At 71.7% G+C, this 18,264-nt stretch carries 17 protein-coding genes; 1 reads left to right on the plus strand and 16 read right to left on the minus strand.

The features are described 5' to 3' along the window. Positions 1-98: 98 nt before the first annotated feature. The 16 genes from dnaG to rpsP form a co-directional block, all read right to left on the minus strand. The gene (gene dnaG / locus ACWGR4_RS45195; RefSeq protein ID WP_379995311.1) at positions 99-2,039 is read right to left on the minus strand and encodes a DNA primase; all 1,941 of its coding nucleotides are present in this window, start codon (positions 2,037-2,039) and stop codon (positions 99-101) included. Between the two features lie 57 nt (positions 2,040-2,096). Continuing rightward, positions 2,097-3,377: a deoxyguanosinetriphosphate triphosphohydrolase gene (locus tag ACWGR4_RS45200; RefSeq protein WP_379995309.1), complete on the minus strand. Its 1,281-nt coding sequence runs from the start codon at positions 3,375-3,377 to the stop codon at positions 2,097-2,099. Between the two features lie 66 nt (positions 3,378-3,443). After that, complete coding sequence (whiG, locus tag ACWGR4_RS45205; RefSeq protein WP_379995307.1) at positions 3,444-4,292, minus strand: RNA polymerase sigma factor WhiG; 849 nt, start codon at positions 4,290-4,292, stop codon at positions 3,444-3,446. Positions 4,293-4,938: 646 nt separating this feature from the next. Continuing rightward, the gene (dprA, locus tag ACWGR4_RS45210) at positions 4,939-6,108 is read right to left on the minus strand and encodes a DNA-processing protein DprA (RefSeq protein WP_452131074.1); all 1,170 of its coding nucleotides are present in this window, start codon (positions 6,106-6,108) and stop codon (positions 4,939-4,941) included. Positions 6,109-6,633: 525 nt separating this feature from the next. After that, on the minus strand, positions 6,634-8,241 hold the full coding sequence (locus tag ACWGR4_RS45215; RefSeq protein ID WP_379995303.1) for a YifB family Mg chelatase-like AAA ATPase: 1,608 nt from the start codon (positions 8,239-8,241) through the stop codon (positions 6,634-6,636). 2 nt (positions 8,242-8,243) lie between these two features. Further along, positions 8,244-8,657, minus strand: coding sequence for a YraN family protein (locus ACWGR4_RS45220; protein WP_395788096.1), 414 nt, complete (start codon positions 8,655-8,657; stop codon positions 8,244-8,246). Between the two features lie 118 nt (positions 8,658-8,775). Continuing rightward, positions 8,776-9,102 (minus strand): DUF2469 domain-containing protein, encoded by a 327-nt coding sequence (locus ACWGR4_RS45225; protein WP_078979196.1) that lies wholly within the window; start codon positions 9,100-9,102, stop codon positions 8,776-8,778. Between the two features lie 148 nt (positions 9,103-9,250). Then, positions 9,251-9,820 carry an NUDIX hydrolase gene (locus ACWGR4_RS45230; protein WP_380036300.1) on the minus strand — a complete coding sequence of 190 codons (570 nt, stop codon included), beginning with the start codon at positions 9,818-9,820 and terminating at the stop codon, positions 9,251-9,253. Between the two features lie 84 nt (positions 9,821-9,904). Continuing rightward, positions 9,905-10,948 (minus strand): signal peptidase I, encoded by a 1,044-nt coding sequence (lepB, locus tag ACWGR4_RS45235; protein WP_452131073.1) that lies wholly within the window; start codon positions 10,946-10,948, stop codon positions 9,905-9,907. Between the two features lie 140 nt (positions 10,949-11,088). After that, positions 11,089-12,219 (minus strand): signal peptidase I, encoded by a 1,131-nt coding sequence (gene lepB, locus ACWGR4_RS45240; RefSeq protein ID WP_452131072.1) that lies wholly within the window; start codon positions 12,217-12,219, stop codon positions 11,089-11,091. Then, positions 12,212-13,075 carry a signal peptidase I gene (lepB, locus tag ACWGR4_RS45245; protein WP_452131071.1) on the minus strand — a complete coding sequence of 288 codons (864 nt, stop codon included), beginning with the start codon at positions 13,073-13,075 and terminating at the stop codon, positions 12,212-12,214. Before lepB (ACWGR4_RS45245) ends, lepB (ACWGR4_RS45240) begins: the two co-directional genes overlap by 8 nt. Positions 13,076-13,500: 425 nt before the next feature. Then, complete coding sequence (gene rplS, locus ACWGR4_RS45250; protein WP_078975236.1) at positions 13,501-13,860, minus strand: 50S ribosomal protein L19; 360 nt, start codon at positions 13,858-13,860, stop codon at positions 13,501-13,503. Between the two features lie 154 nt (positions 13,861-14,014). After that, on the minus strand, positions 14,015-14,833 hold the full coding sequence (gene trmD / locus ACWGR4_RS45255) for a tRNA (guanosine(37)-N1)-methyltransferase TrmD (RefSeq protein ID WP_379995290.1): 819 nt from the start codon (positions 14,831-14,833) through the stop codon (positions 14,015-14,017). Further along, entirely contained in the window at positions 14,830-15,399 is a 570-nt protein-coding gene (rimM, locus tag ACWGR4_RS45260; protein WP_379995288.1) for a ribosome maturation factor RimM, read from the minus strand. Before rimM ends, trmD begins: the two co-directional genes overlap by 4 nt. A 145-nt stretch (positions 15,400-15,544) precedes the next feature. After that, positions 15,545-15,784 carry an RNA-binding protein gene (locus ACWGR4_RS45265; RefSeq protein ID WP_020553237.1) on the minus strand — a complete coding sequence of 80 codons (240 nt, stop codon included), beginning with the start codon at positions 15,782-15,784 and terminating at the stop codon, positions 15,545-15,547. A gap of 2 nt (positions 15,785-15,786) precedes the next feature. Then, positions 15,787-16,254, minus strand: coding sequence for a 30S ribosomal protein S16 (gene rpsP, locus ACWGR4_RS45270; protein ID WP_078975239.1), 468 nt, complete (start codon positions 16,252-16,254; stop codon positions 15,787-15,789). A 267-nt stretch (positions 16,255-16,521) separates the two neighbouring features. On the opposite strand from rpsP, the gene ACWGR4_RS45275 reads away from it, so the two are divergent. After that, positions 16,522-18,228 (plus strand): proline--tRNA ligase, encoded by a 1,707-nt coding sequence (locus ACWGR4_RS45275; protein ID WP_452131070.1) that lies wholly within the window; start codon positions 16,522-16,524, stop codon positions 18,226-18,228. Positions 18,229-18,264 lie beyond the last annotated feature (36 nt).

The following is an 18,264-nucleotide window of genomic DNA, read 5'->3' on the forward strand; positions in this document are numbered from 1 at the left end:
AGCCGAGAGTCCGGGCACGGAAATCTCGCCCGGCGTGGGCGGTTCGCCCGATTCGGCCCGGCCGGGAGGGGGCTTTCGGGTGCCCGGCCGGGCCGTGGTCAGCCGCCGGGGGCGTAGAGGGCTTCGGCGCCGCGGTCGAGCAGGGCCCGCTTGTACGTCTCCAGGGTGGTCAGCTCCTGCCAGACCCACCCGTACTCCTCCGCGTCGCGGCCCGGGTCCAGGCGCAACAGGCGGGATTTGGCGTCGGCGATCCGGCGTTCGGCGGAGAAGACCCGCAGCCGGACCAGGTTGCCGTCGGCGTACGCCCGATCCGGGTCGCTGCTCAACCGCATGTTTTCCACGGCCAGTTCGGTGACCATGTGCCGCACGGCGTCGTCGGGCGCCGCGACGCGCACCTCGCCGACCCAGTTCGGGGTCTGCGCGAGGTCGCAGCACACGCCGCCGGCGGTCGCGATCGCCGTGCGCACCGCCGCGTACGGCGCGGCGGTGAACTCGTCCACCTCGTAGTGATCGAACGCGGGCGCGACCAGCGCGGGCGCCTGGAGCGCGAGCTTGAGCACCTCGCGCTGGACCGCCTGGCACATGTCGCGCGGGTCGGGTCGAAAGCCCACGGGCCGCTGCGGGGCCGCCGGCTGTCGGCCGTTGGCCGGGGTGGCGGGCCCCTGGGTGGGGCCGCCGCCGCGCTCGCCGCGCGCGGCCCGCTCGCGCTGCCAGCGGTTGACCTGGGCGACTCGGCCGACCACGAACTTCTCGTCCAGGAAGCCCAGCATCGAGTCGAGCCGAACCGCGTAGGTGTGGCGCAGTGCCTGGTCCTTGATGCCGGCGATGACCGGCGCGGCGGCGTCGAGGGCGGCGACCCGGCCCTCGGCGGTGGACAGGTCGTGGCCCTCGATCCGACTGCGGATGGCGAACTCGAAGAGCGGGACGCGCGCGTCGATCAGGGCGAGTACGGCCTCGTCGCCCTGTTCCAGGCGCAGGTCGCACGGGTCCAGGCCGCCCGGCTCGACCGCGACGAACGTGCGGGTGACGAACTTCTGGTCCTCCTCGAACGCGCGCAGCGCGGCCTTGCGGCCGGCGGCGTCGCCGTCGAAGGTGAAGATCACCTCGCCGCGGAACTCGCCGGAGTCCATCAGCAGTCGGCGCAGCACCTTGATGTGCTCGTCGCCGAAGGAGGTACCGCAGGTGGCGATCGCGGTGCCGGCGCCGGCGAGGTGGCAGGCCATCACGTCGGTGTAGCCCTCGACGATGACCGCCCGGCCGGACTTGGCGATCTCCTTCTTGGCCAGGTCGAGGCCGTAGAGCACCTGGGACTTCTTGTAGATGGGTGTCTCGGGGGTGTTCAGGTACTTGGGGCCGTTGTCGTCGTCGTAGAGCTTGCGCGCGCCGAAGCCGATCACGTCGCCGGTGATGTCGCGGATCGGCCAGACCAGCCGGCCGCGGAAGCGGTCCATCGGGCCGTTGCGGCCCTCGCTGGCCAGCCCGCCCTCCAGCATCTCCTGCGGGGTGAAGCCCTTGCCGCGCAGGAATCGCACCAGGTTCTCCCAGCCCTTGGGCGCGTAGCCGAGGGAGAACCGCTCCGCGGCGTCCTGCGGGAAGCCCCGGTCGGCGAGGAATCGGCGGGCGGTCTCCGCCTCGGGGGTGCCGAGCTGGTCGGCGAACCACGCGGCGGCGATCCGGTGCGCCTCGACCAGGCGGGTGCGCCGGCCCTGCTGGCGCCCGGGGGTGTAGCCGCCCTCCTCGTAGTGCAGCTCGATGCCGTACTGCTGGGCCAGCCGCTCCACCGTCTCGGAGAACGTGGTGTGGTCCAGGCGCATGACGAAGTCGAGAACGTCGCCGCCTTCGCCGCAGCCGAAGCAGTACCAGAGGTTCTTGGCCGGGCTGACCTGGAAGGAGGGGGACTTCTCGTCGTGGAAGGGGCAGAGCCCCTTGAAGTTTCCTCCGCCCGCGTTGCGCAGTTGCAGGTGTTGTTCCGCGATCTCCGCGATGCGTGCCGTCTCGCGGACCCGCCTGACGTCTTCTTCACGGATACGGCCGGCCACGATCGTCGAGTCTACGGGTCCGTCCGACACCCGGGGGCGGTGACCGGTCGGCGCGGTTCATCGGGTGGTCAGCGTGGCGTGCAGGGTGAGGGCGGCGCGGTCGGTCAGGGAGGCGACCTGGTCGATCACCACGCGCAGCCGGGCCGCGTCGGTGTCGGCTTCGATCCAGTCCTCGCGCAGGGACGCGTCCAGCCGCTCGGGGGCACCGGCGGCGAGCAGTTCGACCAGTTCGGTGAGGACGGTGCGCTGGTGCTCGCGCAGTTGTTCGGCGCCCTCGCGGGCCATCACGTAGCGCGCGGTGATCGCCTTGAGCACCGCGCATTCGAGGCGGATCTCGCGCGGGACGATCAGGTCGGCGGCGTAGCGAAGGACCGGCGCGGTGCCGTACAGCTCACGGGTGGCGTGCTCGGCGGCCAGGCAGAAGCGGCCGATCAGGCCGCTGGTGGCGTTCTTGAGCCGGGCCTGGGCGCGGCGCGAGCCGTCGTAGTCCGCCGGCCAGAAGTCGAGCGCGAGCAACCGGTCCAGCGCCTCGCCGAGTTCGTCGGCCACGCAGTCGGGGCGGTAGCGGCGCACGGTGAGGTCGAGCAGTTCGCGGCGCTCGCCCGCGTCGCGTAGGCGGACCAGGTCGAGGCGGTGCGACTGGACCGCGTCCTCCAGGTCGTGCACGGAGTAGGCGACGTCGTCGGACCAGTCCATCACCTGGGCCTCCAGGCAGCGGCGGCCGGGGTCGGCGCCCTCGCGCACCCAGTCGAACACGGCCCGGTCGTCGTCGTACGCGCCGTAGGCGTGCTTGTCCTGGCGGCGCGGCCACGGATATTTGAGCACCGCGTCGAGGCCGGCGCGGGTCAGGTTCAGGCCGACGCTGCGGCCGTCGGGGGCGAACGTCTTGGGTTCGAGCCGGGTGAGCAGGCGCAGGCTCTGCGCGTTGCCCTCGAAGCCGCCGCAACTCTTGGCCGCCTCGTCGAGGGCACGTTCGCCGTTGTGGCCGAACGGCGGGTGGCCCAGGTCGTGCGCCAGGCAGGCGGTCTCCACGAGGTCCGGGTCACAGCCGAGCGCCTGGCCCAGCTCACGGCCGATCTGGGCGCATTCGAGCGAGTGGGTGAGCCGGGTGCGCGGGCTGTCCTGGCCGGCCGGGGTGCTCTCGCCGGGGGTCACCACCTGCGTCTTGCCGGCGAGTCGGCGCAGCGCGGCCGAGTGCAGCACCCGGGCCCGGTCCCGCTGGAACGCGGTGCGCCCGCGTCGCTTGTTGGGCTCGGGGACCCAGCGGGCGAGGTCGTCGGGGCCGTATCGCCGCGGTACGGAGCGGGGTGTCGCCGGGTCTGCCGATGTGCTGTCCACTTGTCCACATTAAGGAATTGCTCCGACATTCGACGGAGGCCGGGCCGCGAACACTGCGCGAAGCCTTCACCGCGCGTCGGACAACTTGCCGCGCAGTTGGAGCACGGCCTTGGTGTGGATCTGGCAGGTGCGGCTCTCGGTCACCCCGAGCACCTGGCCGATCTGGGACAGGGTAAGTCCCTCGAAGTAGTAAAGCGTGACCACGGTCTTCTCCCGTTCCGGCAGCGCGTTGACCGCGCGGGCGAGCAGGTGGCGCATCTCGCGGCTCTCGGCCACCTCGACCGGGTCGTCGGCGGTGGTGTCCTCCAGCGTGTCGACCAGGCTGAGCCGGTCGCCGCCGTCCTGGCCGGTGTGCAGGAGTTCGTCGAGGGCCATCACGTTGATCAGCGAGAGCTGGCTGAAGATCGCGTGCAGGTCCTCCAGCGCGATGCCCATCTCGCGGGCCACCTCGACCTCCGAGGGGGTGCGGTTGAGCTTGGCTTCCAGTCCCGCGTACGCCAGTTCGACCGCGCGGGCCTTCTGCCGGACGGATCGGGGGATCCAGTCCAGCGCGCGCAGTTCGTCGATGATCGCGCCGCGGATGCGACTGATCGCATAGGTTTCGAATTTGATCGCGCGATCAAGATCGAACTTCTCGATCGCGTCGATCAGGCCGAACATCCCGTACGAGACGAAATCGGCCTGGTCCACATTGGCCGGAAGGCCGACGCCGACCCGCCCGGCGACGTACTTCACGAGCGGCGAGTAATTCAGGATGAGGCGTTCCCGCAGGGTGGGGTCCCCCGAGCGCTTGAAGTCGCTCCAAAGGTTCTCCAGCGCGCGGTTGGAAGCGCCACCGTCCTCGACGGTGACGGCCGGTCCGTTCTCGGACGCGGCCGCGGTGGCGCTCTTACGCCCTGGGGTGTGCTTGGGCATACGTGGCCTTGTGTCGTTCCACGGAAACGTGCGTGTAGATCTGCGTCCTCGCGAGCGTAGCGTGACCTGACGACTCCCGAGCGCTACAACGACGGGGCGCGGCCCCGATCGCCCGAATCACGGCATCCCACCCGAAGCCGCCCGGCGTGTGCCGAACCACCTCGGACCGCGGCGAAGGGGTCGCTCGGCGCCGCCCGGACCACGCCCCTCGACACACCCGCGCACGAGGCGACCCCCCTGCGGCGGCCCCACCGGCCCGGCCCGCACGGCATTGCCCACCGACGACACGCGCACCCTGGGGGGCGCAGACCCCACTCCCCGCACGCCCCCACGCTCCGGCACCGGCGCACAGGCAACCGACACCCCGGGTGGCGCGCCGGTGGTGGGGGTGGGCTCGGAGGTGGGGTGCGCAGTGGAGGTGGGCTCGGGGGCGGGGTACGCCGGGGGCTTCGTCGTGGGCCGTGTCGAAGTGTGGTGGGTGAGTCCTGCGGGGCGGCGACGGGTCGCCGTCGGGGCGACTGCGGTCGCCGGTGGGGTGATTCCGTCCGGGTCGGCGTTCTCGGGCGCGCGCTCGTCGGTCACGGGTATGGCACACCTCCTCGATCGGGCCTCCTCCCCTCACGGTGATGATCACTGCGGCCCCAGGTCAAGCACCGCCACGGCGACGCCACCCCTTCGGGGTGCGATCGACGAGTTCGCGGGCCGCCAGCACGTCGAGTCGGCGTCGCGTGGCCGCCGGCGCCGATCCCGCCTCGTGTGCGATCGCGGCCGTGGACAGCGCGCCGCGCCACGGCACCACGTCCAGGATCCGGCGGATCTCGGGCGGCAGATCGTCCCCCGGGCGGCTCGGGCCGGCCAGGACCGGCGCGAGGTCGTCGCCGATCGCCCCGACCTGCTCGATCACCTCGGCCGCCCGGGTCACCAGGACCGACCCCGGCTCGCGCAGCAGCACGTGTACGCCCGCCGAACTCGGCGAGCCGATCGGCCCCGGCACGCCCATCACCTGGCGGCCGAGCAGCGCGGCCCGGCGGGCACTGATCAGCGCACCGCTGCGCAGCGCCGCCTCGACCACCACGGTGCCCCGGGTCAGTGCCGCGATGACCCGATTGCGCTCGATGAAGCGATAGCGGGTCGGATGCGCGCCCGGCGGCAGCTCGGTGACCAGCACTCCCTCCTCGGCGATCCGGGCCAGCAGCCGCTCGTGCCCACGCGGATAGTTCACGTCGATGCCACATGCCAGCACGGCGACGGTGGACCCGCGCACCGCGAGCGCCCCCCGGTGCGCGGCCCCGTCCACCCCGTACGCGCCACCCGAGACGACCGTCCAGCCCGCCTCGGCCAGCTCGGCCGCGAACGCCCCCGCGACGTGTGCGCCGTAGTCGGTGCACGCCCGCGCGCCCACCACCGCCACCGACCGCAGCGCGGCGAGCCGCAGCGGGGTCGCGCCGCGCGTCCACAACCCCAGCGGCCGGGCGTCCCCGAGGTCGTCGAGTTGAGTGGGCCACCCCGGATCGCCGGGAACCACAAAGCTCCCACCCACTTCGGCGAGCCGAGCCAAGTCCTCGTCCGGATCACGCGCCCCGAGCCGAACCCGATACCCCGCCGGATCCCGCCGCGCCAACTCCCCCGGCAACGCCCCACGCCCCCGCAGATCCCGCAACAGCCGAGCGGCCCCGTACACCCGCACAGCCCGCCCGAACACCGCGTCCCCGGGCTCCACCAGCCGACTCAACACCGCCCGAGCCGCCCGCTCCCCCTCCACATCCCGCTCGGGAAAGTCCCCATCCCCCCACGGCAACGACTCCACCCCACCCACCCCCCACACCTTCCATCCCCCGACGCCCCCGTCGGGCCCAACAAAACCCCCGCACCCGCCAAAAGACCGCCACCCTTCGGACGCCGACCGCGTGCGGTAGCCGAACCGGTGCGGGCGTTGACGCTTGCCCCGGGCCACCCATGCGCAACTCCCACCCACCCCACCGTGGCCGCCCCCGACCGTCCGCCCCACACACCCGCACCGCCCCCACCCGCCGCACACGAGGCCGCGAGCCACCGGGGCGAGCATGGGGGCGCGGACCCGGTCGGGGGCTGCGGTGCGGGTGAGCCCCGGGGCGAGGCGACGGCGATGCCCCGGACGTGTGGTGACGGGCGAGTCCACATCCGACGCTGCCGGACGTACGTGGTGACGCGGTGGCGCGGGCGGTGATCCGATCGACCCGGACCACGCCCGTCGCAACTCCCATCCACCCCACGGGCCCGCGCCGGCCTTCCGCATCCGGACGCCCGCACCACCCTCCACCATCGCGCGAGGCCGCAGGCGGCCTGTCGTATCGGCGGTTCCTCATCTCTCGAACCCGTCGTCGTCCGCCGTGTCGCCTCGGATCACTCCCGTGCGCAGTTCGAGGGCCGTGTCCACGTCGGAGCGGGTGGGGCGGGGGTGGGCGTGCAGGTCGGCCAGGGTCCAGGCGACGCGGAGGACTCGGTCGAGGCCCCGGGCGGTCAGGAAGCCTCGCTCCATGTCGCGCGCCGCCCGGTCGAGGGCGTCGGCGTCGACCGTCCACCGCGTGCGCAGCTCGCGCCCCGGCACCTCCGCGTTGACCGTCCACCCCGTGTCGGCCAGCCTCCGCGCAGCCCGCTCCCGGGCCGCGAGCACCCGTGCGGCCACCACCTCCGACCGCTCCCCCGCCCCCTCCGGGGCGAACAATTCGGCGCGCGAGACCGTATCCACCGTGACCCGCACATCGATCCGGTCCATCAGCGGCCCGGACAGCCGGGCCAGGTACTTGTGCCGCATCAGCGACGAGCACGTGCAGTCCAGACCACGTCCGGAGAACCGCCCGCACGGGCAGGGATTGGCCGCCATCACGAGCAGGAACCGGGCCGGGAAGCACAACATCCCCCCGCTGCGCGCCACGGTGACCGTGCCCGACTCCAGCGGCTGGCGCAGCGCGTCCAGCACCCGCCCGCTGAATTCCGGGCTCTCGTCCAAAAACAACACGCCCCGATGGGCCAGCGAGACCGCGCCCGGGCGTGGGAGGCCGTTGCCGCCGCCGACGATCGCGGGCATCGTCGCGCTGTGGTGCGGCGCGCAGAACGGCGGCGTGGTCACCAGCGGCAGGTCGGGGCGCAGCGTGCCCGCGATCGAGTGCACCGCGCTGACTTCGAGCGAGGCCGGTCCGTCCAGCGCCGGCAGGATCCCGGGCAGCCGCTCGGCCAGCATGGTCTTGCCCGCACCCGGACTGCCGAGCAGGAACAGGTGATGCCCGCCCGCGGCGCACACCTCAAGGGCTCGACGAGCCCGGCCCTGACCGGCCACGTCGGCCAGATCGGCCGGCACCGACCCGGCCGGCGGGCCCGCCGTCAAGGTGCCGACCACGGCGAGTGGATCGGGCCCCAGACCGATGTCGCGCACCGCCTCCGGCTCGGCCGGCGCCGGCTCCCCGCGCAGCCTCGCCAGCAGGTGCCGCAGCGAGGTCACCCCCCACACGGCGACCCCCGGCACCAACTCGGCCTCGCCGGCCGCCACGGAGGGCACCACCACCCGGGCGCACCCGGCCGCCGCGGCGGCCATCACCGCCGGCAACACCCCGCGCACCGGCCGCAGCCGCCCGTCCAGGCCCAGCTCGCCGATCATCACCAGGTCCTCGATCGCGCGCGGGTCCAGTACGCCCGCCGCGGCCAGCATCGCGGCCGCGATCGGCAGATCGAAGCCCGATCCGGTCTTGGGCACCGTCGCCGGCGACAACCCCACCGTCAGCCTGCGCTGCGGCCACTCCTCGCCGCTGTTGACCACCGCCGCCCGGACCCGCTCCTTGGACTCCACCAGAGTCCGGTCCGGCAGGCCCACGAGGGTGAACGTGGTCACCCCCGGCTCCAGGTCGGCCTGCACCTCGACCACGACGCCGTCCACCCCGACCAGGGTGACCGACCGGGTGCGCGCGAAGCCCATGCTCAGCACACCCCCCGGACGTGCTCGACCCCGGCCGCCCCACGCACCGCCGCGACCACCGCGACCAGGTCGATCCGCACCTCGCGCCCCGGCGGCCCGGCAAGCGGGTTCGCCGCCCGCCAGCGCTCGGCCAGCACCCGCAGCCGGGCGGCCTTGACCGGGCCGATCGCCTCAAGGGGGTGCTCGAACCCGCCCGCGCGCCGGGTCTTGACCTCGCACACCACCAGGACCGGCCCGTCGCGCGCCACGATGTCGATCTCGCCGTCCCGACAGCGCCAATTGCGCGCCAGAACGGCCATGCCGGCCTCGGTCAGATAGCGCGCCGCGACCCGCTCGCCGTAGCGCCCCACCGCGCCGTTCCGGGACTGCCGGGCCGGGCCGCCCCGACCCTCCCTGCCACCCGCATCGGTCCGCACAACGACCACCTCCGGGCTCGACGCTGCCGGAGCCGGAGGTGGTCGTGTGTCGACCCACCATGACCTGTGGACAAACCGGTCGTTGTGGATGCCGCCCTTGCGGGCGCGCGGAGTCCGCTCAGCCGCCGAACCCTTCGTTGCCCGCGGGCATCTCGAATTCGCTCTTGGTCAGTTCCTCGACGTTGACGTCCTTGAACGTAAGAACCCGGACATTCTTCACGAATCGCGCGGGTCGATACATGTCCCACACCCACGCGTCCGCCATGGACAACTCGAAGAAGACCTCCCCGTCGGCCGACCTCACGTGCAGCTCGTACTGGTTGGTGAGGTAGAAGCGCCTTTCCGTCTCGATGACGTACTTGAAGAGACCCACGACGTCGCGGTACTCGCGGTAGAGCTGCAGCTCCATCTCGGTCTCGTACTTTTCGAGATCTTCCGCACTCATGCGCGCCCCTCGCTCCTGCGCTTCGCTGACGCCTCCCATTGTGTACCGGCGACCCTCGCGCCCACCGGCGCACCATGGCACGACCGTCCCGGGCGGCCCGGATCGACCGGCGGATCGACCGGCCGTCGACGCGCCGGCGTCGCGGCGCTCAGCCGTTCCACCACTCGAACGGCTCGTCGATCAGCTCGCCGGCCAGGAACCTCGGCAGCAGCTCGGGCAGCCGGCCCGGGTAGAACCGCGCCGGCGCCGCCCGGATCTCGTCCACCGGCCACCACACCGCCTCCTGGTACTCGGCCAGCTCGTCCGCGGTCCACAACGAACGGTCCTCGCAGACCGCGGGCGCCCGCTCGGCGACCCGGACCAGGACCACGAACTCGTGTTGCACCCGCCGATGCCCCGGTCGCACCCAGGTCACACTCCGCCGCCACGTCGGCGGCCCCACCTCGGCGGGCTCGATCCGCAGGCCGGTCTCCTCCCGGATCTCCCGAACGGCCGCGTCCACATAGGTCTCCCCGGGGTCCAGACCGCCACCCGGCAGGTCGTACCAGTCGGACGGGTCGGATTCGGGGACTCGGGTGCGAAACAGCAGCACCCGGTCGTCGGGGTCGAGAATCACCACGCGCACCGCGCGTCGTTCCAGGTCGGGAGCCAGGTCGGCGGGATAGTCCGGCACCGGCTCCGGTACGTCTCCGGGCCATGACACGGGTTGAGTCGTCATCCCCGGATTGTGCCCCGAGCCGCGAACGGCCGGGTCGCGCGGGAGGGATTCCCGAGCGCCCGGCCGAATGCGAGAGGTCGGCCGTCAGGCCGGCGGCGCCGCCGAGGGCGGGCGCGTGGCCATACGCTCCTCGGGCCCGCCGCGCCGCCTGCGCCGCCACCACACCAGCGGCACCGCCCCGATCAGCCCGGCCGCCATCGGGGTGCCGCCGATCACGTCGAGCCCGAGGCCCGGCTGGTCGAAGGTGCCCGGCACGCCGAGGCCGTGGATCCGGTTCAGCGGCCACACCACGGTGAACGCGCGCCCGATCACCTGGTCCTTGTCCACCGTCCCGTTGAACGGCTGGTCCATGTGATAGCGCGAGTCGGACGAGTTGTCCCGGTTGTCGCCCATCAGCCAGATCCGACCCTTGGGCACGGTCACGTCGAACACCTTCGTCGACGGGGCCACGCCCTTCTTCAGGTACGAGCTCTCGTCCAACGGCTTGCCGTTGACCATGAGCCGGCCCTGCGCGTCGCAACACTGCACCCGGTCGCCGCCGACCCCGATCACCCGCTTGATCAGGTCCTTCTCGTCGGCGGACGGCATCAGGCCGACCCAGGACATGCCCTTTTGCAGCCCGCGCACCACCGCGTTGTCGGACTGCTTCGGCGCCTCCTGGAGCCAGTTGCCCGGGTCGTGGAAGACCACGACCTGCCCGCGCTCCGGCTCCGCGCCGAACCACGGCGAGAACTTGTTCACCAGGACCCGGTCGCCGACCTTGATGGTGTTCTCCATCGACTCCGACGGAATCGAGAAGGCCTGCACGAGGAAGGTCTTGATGAGCAGCGCCAGGACCACCGCGATCACCAGAAGCAGCGGCAGTTCCTTCCAGAACGACCCCTTCTTCTTGCGCCGTTCGCCCGAGGCCGAGGCGCCCTCGTCGGTGCCGGCGCCCTCCGGTTCACCGGCACCCTCCGGCTCGCCGGAGTCGCCCGATCCCCCGGAGTCGCCCGGACCACCGGGACCGCCGGGGCCGTCCGCGTCCGGTGGTCCGCCCGCACCCGGACCACCGGACGCGGGGGTCGGCGCCACCGGCGGAAAGATCGGCGCCGCGTCGGCGGCGGCCCCGTTCTTCGGATGCTTCACCAGATCGGGCGACTGCCGGGGCCCGTCCCCGCTCGTTGGTTGGGTCGGTGGCGCTCCGGGATCGTGCGGCGCGTCGGTCGGATGCCGCTCGTGCGGCTCCCGCCCACGATCGTCGTCTCCACCAGCGGATCGCGCTCCGATCACGACTTCCCCCACGGCGCCTCCTCGTACCCGTGCAGGCCACACGGCACCCGGTCGGGGCTGTCCACCGGCTGCCCACAGCTCTGTCTTGATGATTTCCGACCCGTGCCGCGCACGTCGCCGGGTCGATGTCGACCCCACGGGGCCGGCATGCGCCGGCGCGAGCGTACACGTCGGCGTAGCAGGACCAGCGGAACCGCACCCACCATTCCCATAACGACCGGGGTGGGCGGGAGAATCGCAACCGACAGGGCTTTGTTCCCGAACGTGTCCGGAACCGGCAGTCGATGCGCTCGACCGAACGGCCAGGCCACCAGGACGGCCCGCCCGACCACATCGTCCACCGGGATCGTGCCCTGATAGGGCCGATCCATATGTGCCCGCGAGTCGGCCGAGTCACCACGATGGTCGCCCATCACCCACAGCCGCCCCTTGGGCACGGTCACACTGAAGCGCTTCTCCGAGGGCGCGTTGCCCTTGTACAGGTAGGGCTCGTCCAGCGGAACACCGTTGACGGTGATTCGCCCGGACGGGTCACAGCAGGCCACCGTGTCGCCGCCGACCCCGATCACCCGCTTGATCAGGTCCTGTTCGTCGTCCGACGGCAACATGCCCACGAACACCAGTCCCTGCTTGAACTGCTTGAGGCCGGGCGGCGGATCGTCCGTCTTCTTCTTGCCCAGCCAGCCGCCCGGATCCTTGAAGACGACCACCTGGCCGCGCTCGGGGGTCCACCCGAACCACGGCGAGAACTTGTCCACCAGGACCCGGTCGCCGACGTCGATGGTGTGCTCCATCGATCCCGACGGGATGTAGAACGCCTGCACCAGAAACGTCTTGATCAGCAGCGCGAGGGCGAGCGCGATCACCGCGAGCATCGGCAGTTCGCGCCACAGCGGCACCACCTTGTCCTTGCGCCGCGAACGCCTGCCCCGACGCCGGCGCACGGGAGCGGGGGTCGGCGCCTCGACCGACGGCGCCGCACGGACCGGTTCGGCCTCGCCGAGCGCCACCGCGCCCACGACCTCCGGGGTCGGCAGCGGACCGGCCCCGCCCTCGGGGTGGGCACTCGGCCGCGCGGGCACCGGATCGGCGGCCCGGGCGCCCTTGGGCTTGCCGCGTTTACCCACGGCGGTCGAAGTCCGACCGATCGAACGTCTTCGGCCGATCCGCGCCCTGGATCCGCCCGAACGGCCAGATGATCCACTGCGCGCGCCCGATCACCCGGCTCTCCGGCACCATGCCGCCGCCGGGGTCGCCCAGGTGGTCGCGCGAGTCGGCCGAATTGCTGCGATGGTCGCCCATGACCCAGAGCTTTCCCTTGGGCACCTCGGCCTCGAACGGAAAGTCGGAGGGCTTGTCGCCCGGATGCAGGTAGTCGCCCTCGTCCAGCGGCACCCCGTTGACGGTGACCCGACCCTGCGTGTCGCAACACTTGACCACGTCGCCGCCGATCCCGATGACGCGCTTCACGAAGTCGTTGTCGTCGGGGTTGGTGAAGCCGAACACGCCGCCGAGCTTGCGCAGCGCGCCGCTCACCGGGTCGGGCGAGCCGGTGCCCTCGGGGGTGAACGAGCCGCGCCCGTCGAAGACGATCATGTCGCCGCGGTGGATGTCCCCGTACTTGTAGGCGAGTTTGTTCACCAGGACCCGGTCGCCGACCTCGAGCGTGTTCTCCATCGAACCGCTGGGGATCACGAACGGCTGGGCGACCCACGAGTTCACCACCAGGACGACGACCATCGCGATCGCCACCAGGAGCGGGAGTTCGACCCACGCAGGCATCCGCCGCCGACGCGGCGCATCGGGAGCATCGGCCTCGGGGCTCGACTCGGCCTCGGAACCGCCCTCGGCGGCGCCATCGGGGTCGCCGTCGGACTCGGTCCCGGCAACAACGTCGGTCCCGGATGCGGTCACGGTCCCGGTCGCGCTCTCGAACGCGGTCTCAGCCTCGGCGGTCCCGGCCCCGGTCCCGGATACGGTCACGGTCCCGGATGCCGTCTCGGTCCCGGGCTCGGGTGCCGTCTCGACCGCCGAACCCGCCCCGTCCGCGGGGGTGTCGGCCTTCTCCGGACCCTTCGACGGCACATCGACACTCGCATCGGCCGCCGAGCCGACGCCCGCACCGATGCCCGTGCCCGCCGTCGAATCCTTTGCGAAATCAGGGGACTTCGGCGCCGCCGGCACCGTCCCGAGCGCCCCGTCGAGCCCGCCCCCGTGACCGCTCCCGCCCGACGCCCGTCCCGGGACACGCGAAGGCCGCGCCTCCACGACCTCGGTGGACGAGGTACCGGCGGATTCCTCCGCCGTGGAGGCACGGCCTCTGCTCTGCTCTGCGTCGTCCATCACGAACGAGCCTAGCGTCCGGGTCGGCTCGCCATGGGCGAGGCACCCCGGGTGTGGCGCACGGGTCAGCGCGTCGGACGGTCCGAGCGCTTCTCCTTGATCTTCGCGGCCTTGCCGCGCAGGTCACGCATGTAGTAGAGCTTCGCGCGACGCACGGCGCCGCGGGTGACCAGCTCGATCTTCTCGATCACCGGGGTGTGCACCGGGAAGGTGCGCTCCACGCCGACGCCGTAGCTGACCTTGCGGACCGTGAAGGTCTCGCGGACGCCGTCGCCCTGGCGACGCAGCACGAAGCCCTGGAAGACCTGGACGCGGGACTTGTTGCCTTCGATGACGCGCACGTGCACCTTGAGGGTGTCACCGGGGCGGAAGTCCGGGACGTCGTCCCGCAGGGATGCGGCATCGATGTGGTCGAGCTTGTTCATCTCGCGTCGCTTTCTCGGGGGTGCCACAGGTCACCCACGGGGATTCGTGGTTACGAAAGGGGGGTCGCCGGTCCCGAATGGCGCTCCCCCTGTGGCAGGGGTGCCGTCCGGCTCCCGGGGAACCCGGTCCGGATCGGGACATGGCAACAGCGTCTCAGTCTGCCACAGGTGGGTCGGCCCGATGAAACCGCCCGTCCCGCTCGACCCAGCCCAGCTCGGCGAGCAGCGCCCGGTCCTTCTTGTCCACCGCCGCGGGGTCGATCCGGCCGATCAGATCGGGCCGGTGCGCCGACGTCCGGCGCAGCGCCTCGTCCCGTCGCCAGCGGGCGATCGCGCCGTGGTTCCCGGACACCGTGATCGGCGGCACCTCGCGCCCGCGCCACTCGGCGGGCTTGGTGTACACCGGCCCCTCCAGGAGGTTGGCCATCGCGCCCGGCGCGAACGAGTCGTCCCGGTGTGATTCCGCGTTGCCCAGCACTCCCGGCAGCAGCCGCGCCACCGCCTCGACGATGACCAGCACGGCCACCTCGCCGCCCGCGAGCACGTAGTCGCCGATGGACACCTCGTCCACCCGCATCCGGGTCGCCGCCTCGTCCAGGACCCGCCGGTCGATGCCCTCGTATCGGGCGGGCGCGAACAGCAGCCACGGCTCCTCGGCCAGTTCGACCGCGAGGTCCTGGGTGAACGGCCGGCCCGACGGCGTGGGCACGATCATCCGGGGCACCGGGGCCGCCGCGCTCTCGCCCTGCTCCAGCACGGCGTCCAGCGCGAGCCCCCACGGCTCGGGCTTCATCACCATGCCGGGGCCGCCGCCGTACGGGGTGTCGTCGACGGTCTTGTGCACGTCGTACGTCCAGTCCCGGAGCTGGTGCAGGTGCACGTCCAGCAGGCCCTTGGCGCACGCCTTGCCGACCAGCGAGACGTCCAGCGGGGCCAGGTATTCGGGAAAGATGGTGACGACGTCGATCCTCACGACGGGTCCTCGGACGTGTCGCCCTCCGCCGGATCCGGCACCGCGAGCACCGCGTCCTCCGCGTCGAGCAGCCCCGGCGGCGGGGTGATCACCGCGCGCTGGTTCTCCAGGTCGATCTCGGGGACGATCTGCTGCACGAACGGGATCATCACCTCGCGCCCGTCCGCCCGGCGGACCATGAGCAGGTCCTGCGAGGGCAGGTGGGCCACCTCGGTGATCTCGCCGACCGCCTCGCCGTCGGCGGTGACCACGTCCAGGCCGATCAGCTGATGGTCGTAGAACTCCTCGGGGTCCTCGGGGAGTTCGTCCGGGTCGATCTCGGCGATCAGCAGCGTGTTGCGCAGCGCCTCGGCGCCGCTGCGGGTGGTCACGCCCTCGATGCTCAGCAGCAGTCGACCGCTGTGCACCCGACCGTCGGCGATGGTCAGCGGACCCACCGACGGCGGGTCGGTCATCAGCACCGCTCCGGGCGCGAGCCGCAGTTCGGGCTCGTCGGTACGGACCTCGACGGTCACCTGGCCCTTGATGCCGTGTGCCTTGCCGATACGGCCGACCACAAGCTGCACCTGCGACTCCTCAATCTCTGCCTGGAAACCCTGAAACCCGACTGGACCCGACGGCCCGACCGCCGAGCACCGGAAATGCCAAGAAGCTGCCCGGCGGATGTGACTCCGCCGGGCAGCTCCCGGTTGGACGTGATGTCCGGGTACGTCAGCGAACCTGGTCGACGTCGACGAGGTCGACGCGGACTCCCCGGCCGCCGAGCGCGGTCACGACGGTACGCAGCGCACGCGCGGTGCGGCCACCTCGCCCGATGACCTTCCCGAGGTCTTCGGGGTGGACCCGGACCTCGAGAATGCGGCCGCGGCGAAGATTACGCGCCCGTACCTTGACCTCGTCCGGATGCTCGACGATGCCCTTGACCAAGTGTTCGAGGGCTTCCTCGAGCACGGTCAGCCCTCGTTAGCGGCGGTCTCGGCGGCGGCTTCGCCCTCGGCGGCCGGAGTCTCGGTCTCGGCGGCGGCCTCGACCTTCTTCTCCTTCTTGGCCTTCGGCGTGGTGGCGCCGTCCTTGGGCTCGTCCATCGCCTCGCGGGCGGCGGCCTCGAAGAGCGACTTCTTGTCGGCCTTCTCCGCGGCGACCAGGAGCGGGGCCGGGGCCGGCTCGCCCTTGTACTTCTGCCAGTCGCCGGTCAGCTTGAGGATGTGCGCGACGGGCTCGGTCGGCTGCGCGCCGACGCCCAGCCAGTAGAGCGCACGCTCGGAGTCGACCTCGATACGCGAGGGGTTCTCCATCGGGTGGTAGATACCGATCTCCTCGATCGCCCGACCGTCACGCTTGGTGCGGGCGTCGGCGACGACGATGCGGTAGTGGGGCGAACGGATCTTGCCCAGGCGCTTCAGCTTGATCTTGACTGCCACGAGAGTGGTGTCTCCTGCATCTTGACGTGGGTGAACAGCCGGCGTTCACGTGGGGACATGAGGCTCGGCTGATCGTGGACACGGTAAGCATGCGGAGAGAGGGTCCGGCAATGCCCCGGGTACTCAGCTCGCCATTCTGCCAGACTTCCGGGCGCCGACCAAAGCCGGGGCGAGGACCGAGGGAAAACCCGGGCGGTCGAGCCTCGCGCGGCTTTTAGAATGCAGGTCGCACGCCCTTCCCCCTAGTCGTTAGGTCGCCACGGTCTCATGCGTTGGTCCGAACTGTACGTACCCACTCTCCGTCAGGACCCCGCCGACGCCGACGCGGTCAGCCACCGTCTGCTCGTGCGCGCGGGCTACATCCGGCAGCTGATGGCCGGCCACTATTCGCTGCTGCCGCTCGCGGTGCGGGTGCGCGCGAAGGTCGTGCAGATCATCCGCGAGGAGATGGACCGGATCGGCGCGCAGGAGATGATCCTGCCGACCATGCATCCGGCCGAGATCTGGCAGAAGAGCGGTCGCTGGGAGGTCATGGGCGACGAGATGTTCCGGCTCAAGGACCGCAAGGGCACCGACCTGGCCCTGGGCATGACGCACGAGGAGATCTTCACGACCCTCGCGCTCGAACTCAGCTCCTACCGCGACCTGCCGCAGACCTGGTACCAGTTCCAGACCAAGTTCCGGGACGAGCCGAGGCCCAAGAGCGGCCTGATCCGGGTGCGCGAGTTCACCATGAAGGACTCGTACAGCTTCGATCTGGACGCCGAGGGACTGGACCGTTCGTTCGAGGCGCACCGGCAGGCGTACGTCCGCATCTTCCAGCGGCTGAACATCCCCGCCATCGCGGTGCAGGCGTCCAGCGGCACCATGGGCGGCAGCGGCTCGACCGAGTTCATGTGCCCGTCGGCGGCCGGCGAGGACCTCGTCGTGCACTGTCCGAACTGCGACTACGCGGCCAACGTCGAGAAGGCCACGTCCACGCTCGCGGCGATCGAGGACGGTCCGGGGCTCGACGCGCCGGAGCGGTTCGACACCCCCGGCGTCAAGACCATCGAGAACCTGACCAGGGCTCACGGCGTCGCGGCCGACCGGCAGATCAAGACGCTGGTCTACATGGTCGGCGGGCAGCTCACGCTGGCCCTGCTGCGCGGGGACCACGCGCTGGTCGAGCAGAAGCTGATCGACACCACCGGCTCCAACGACGTGCGCCCGGCCACGCCGGACGAGATCAAGGCCGCGCTCGGCGCGTACCCGGGCAGCCTGGGTGGGGTCGGCGTGACCGACCTGCCGATCCTGGCCGACGAGGCGCTGCGCGGTCGCCGGGACATGGTCACCGGCGCCAACGTGGACAAGATGCACGTGCGCGGCGTGGACGTCGAGCGCGACATCGCGGTGGGTCGCTGGGTGGACCTGCGCGAGGTGGTGGCCGGCGAGCCGTGCCCGAAGTGCGGCACCGGCCTGGAGGTCGAGCAGACGGTCGAGATCGGCCACATCTTCAAGCTCGGCGACAAGTACACCAATGTGCTCGGGGTGAACGTGCTCGGCGCGGACGGTGAGCGGATCACCCCGGTCATGGGCAGCTACGGCATCGGCGTCGAGCGCGCGATGGCCGCGATGGTCGAGACGCATCACGACAAGAACGGCATCGTGTGGCCGGTCGCGGTGGCGCCGTTCGAGGTCGCGGTCGCGCTGCTCGACGTCGAGGACGAGAAGTCGCGCACCACCGCCGAGAAGATCTACGCGGAACTGCAGCGGCAGCGGGTGGACACGATCCTGGACGACCGCGCCGAGCGCCCCGGGGTGAAGTTCAAGGACATCGAACTGGTCGGCATCCCGTTCCGGGTGACCGTCGGCGCCCGCAGCCTGGCCGAGGGCAACGTGGAGATCGTCTCGCGCGCGAGCGGCGAGAAGGCCCTGGTCCCGGTCGCCGAGGCGGTCGAGTACGTACGCAAGCTGGTCCTCGACGCGAGCTGACCCCCTCGCGTGAACCCCGAGCGCCCCCGCCGAACA

Source organism: Embleya sp. NPDC055664, from assembly GCF_053618075.1.

Coding starts and splice junctions, on each gene's coding strand:
- whiG (WP_379995307.1), bottom strand. CDS start 4,292: ATGCCCAAGCACACCCCAGGGCGTAAGAGCGCCACCGCGGCCGCGTCC.
- ACWGR4_RS45230 (WP_380036300.1), bottom strand. CDS start 9,820: ATGACGACTCAACCCGTGTCATGGCCCGGAGACGTACCGGAGCCGGTG.
- ACWGR4_RS45275 (WP_452131070.1), top strand. CDS start 16,522: ATGCGTTGGTCCGAACTGTACGTACCCACTCTCCGTCAGGACCCCGCC.
- ACWGR4_RS45215 (WP_379995303.1), bottom strand. CDS start 8,241: ATGGGCTTCGCGCGCACCCGGTCGGTCACCCTGGTCGGGGTGGACGGC.
- ACWGR4_RS45225 (WP_078979196.1), bottom strand. CDS start 9,102: ATGAGTGCGGAAGATCTCGAAAAGTACGAGACCGAGATGGAGCTGCAG.
- rplS (WP_078975236.1), bottom strand. CDS start 13,860: ATGAACAAGCTCGACCACATCGATGCCGCATCCCTGCGGGACGACGTC.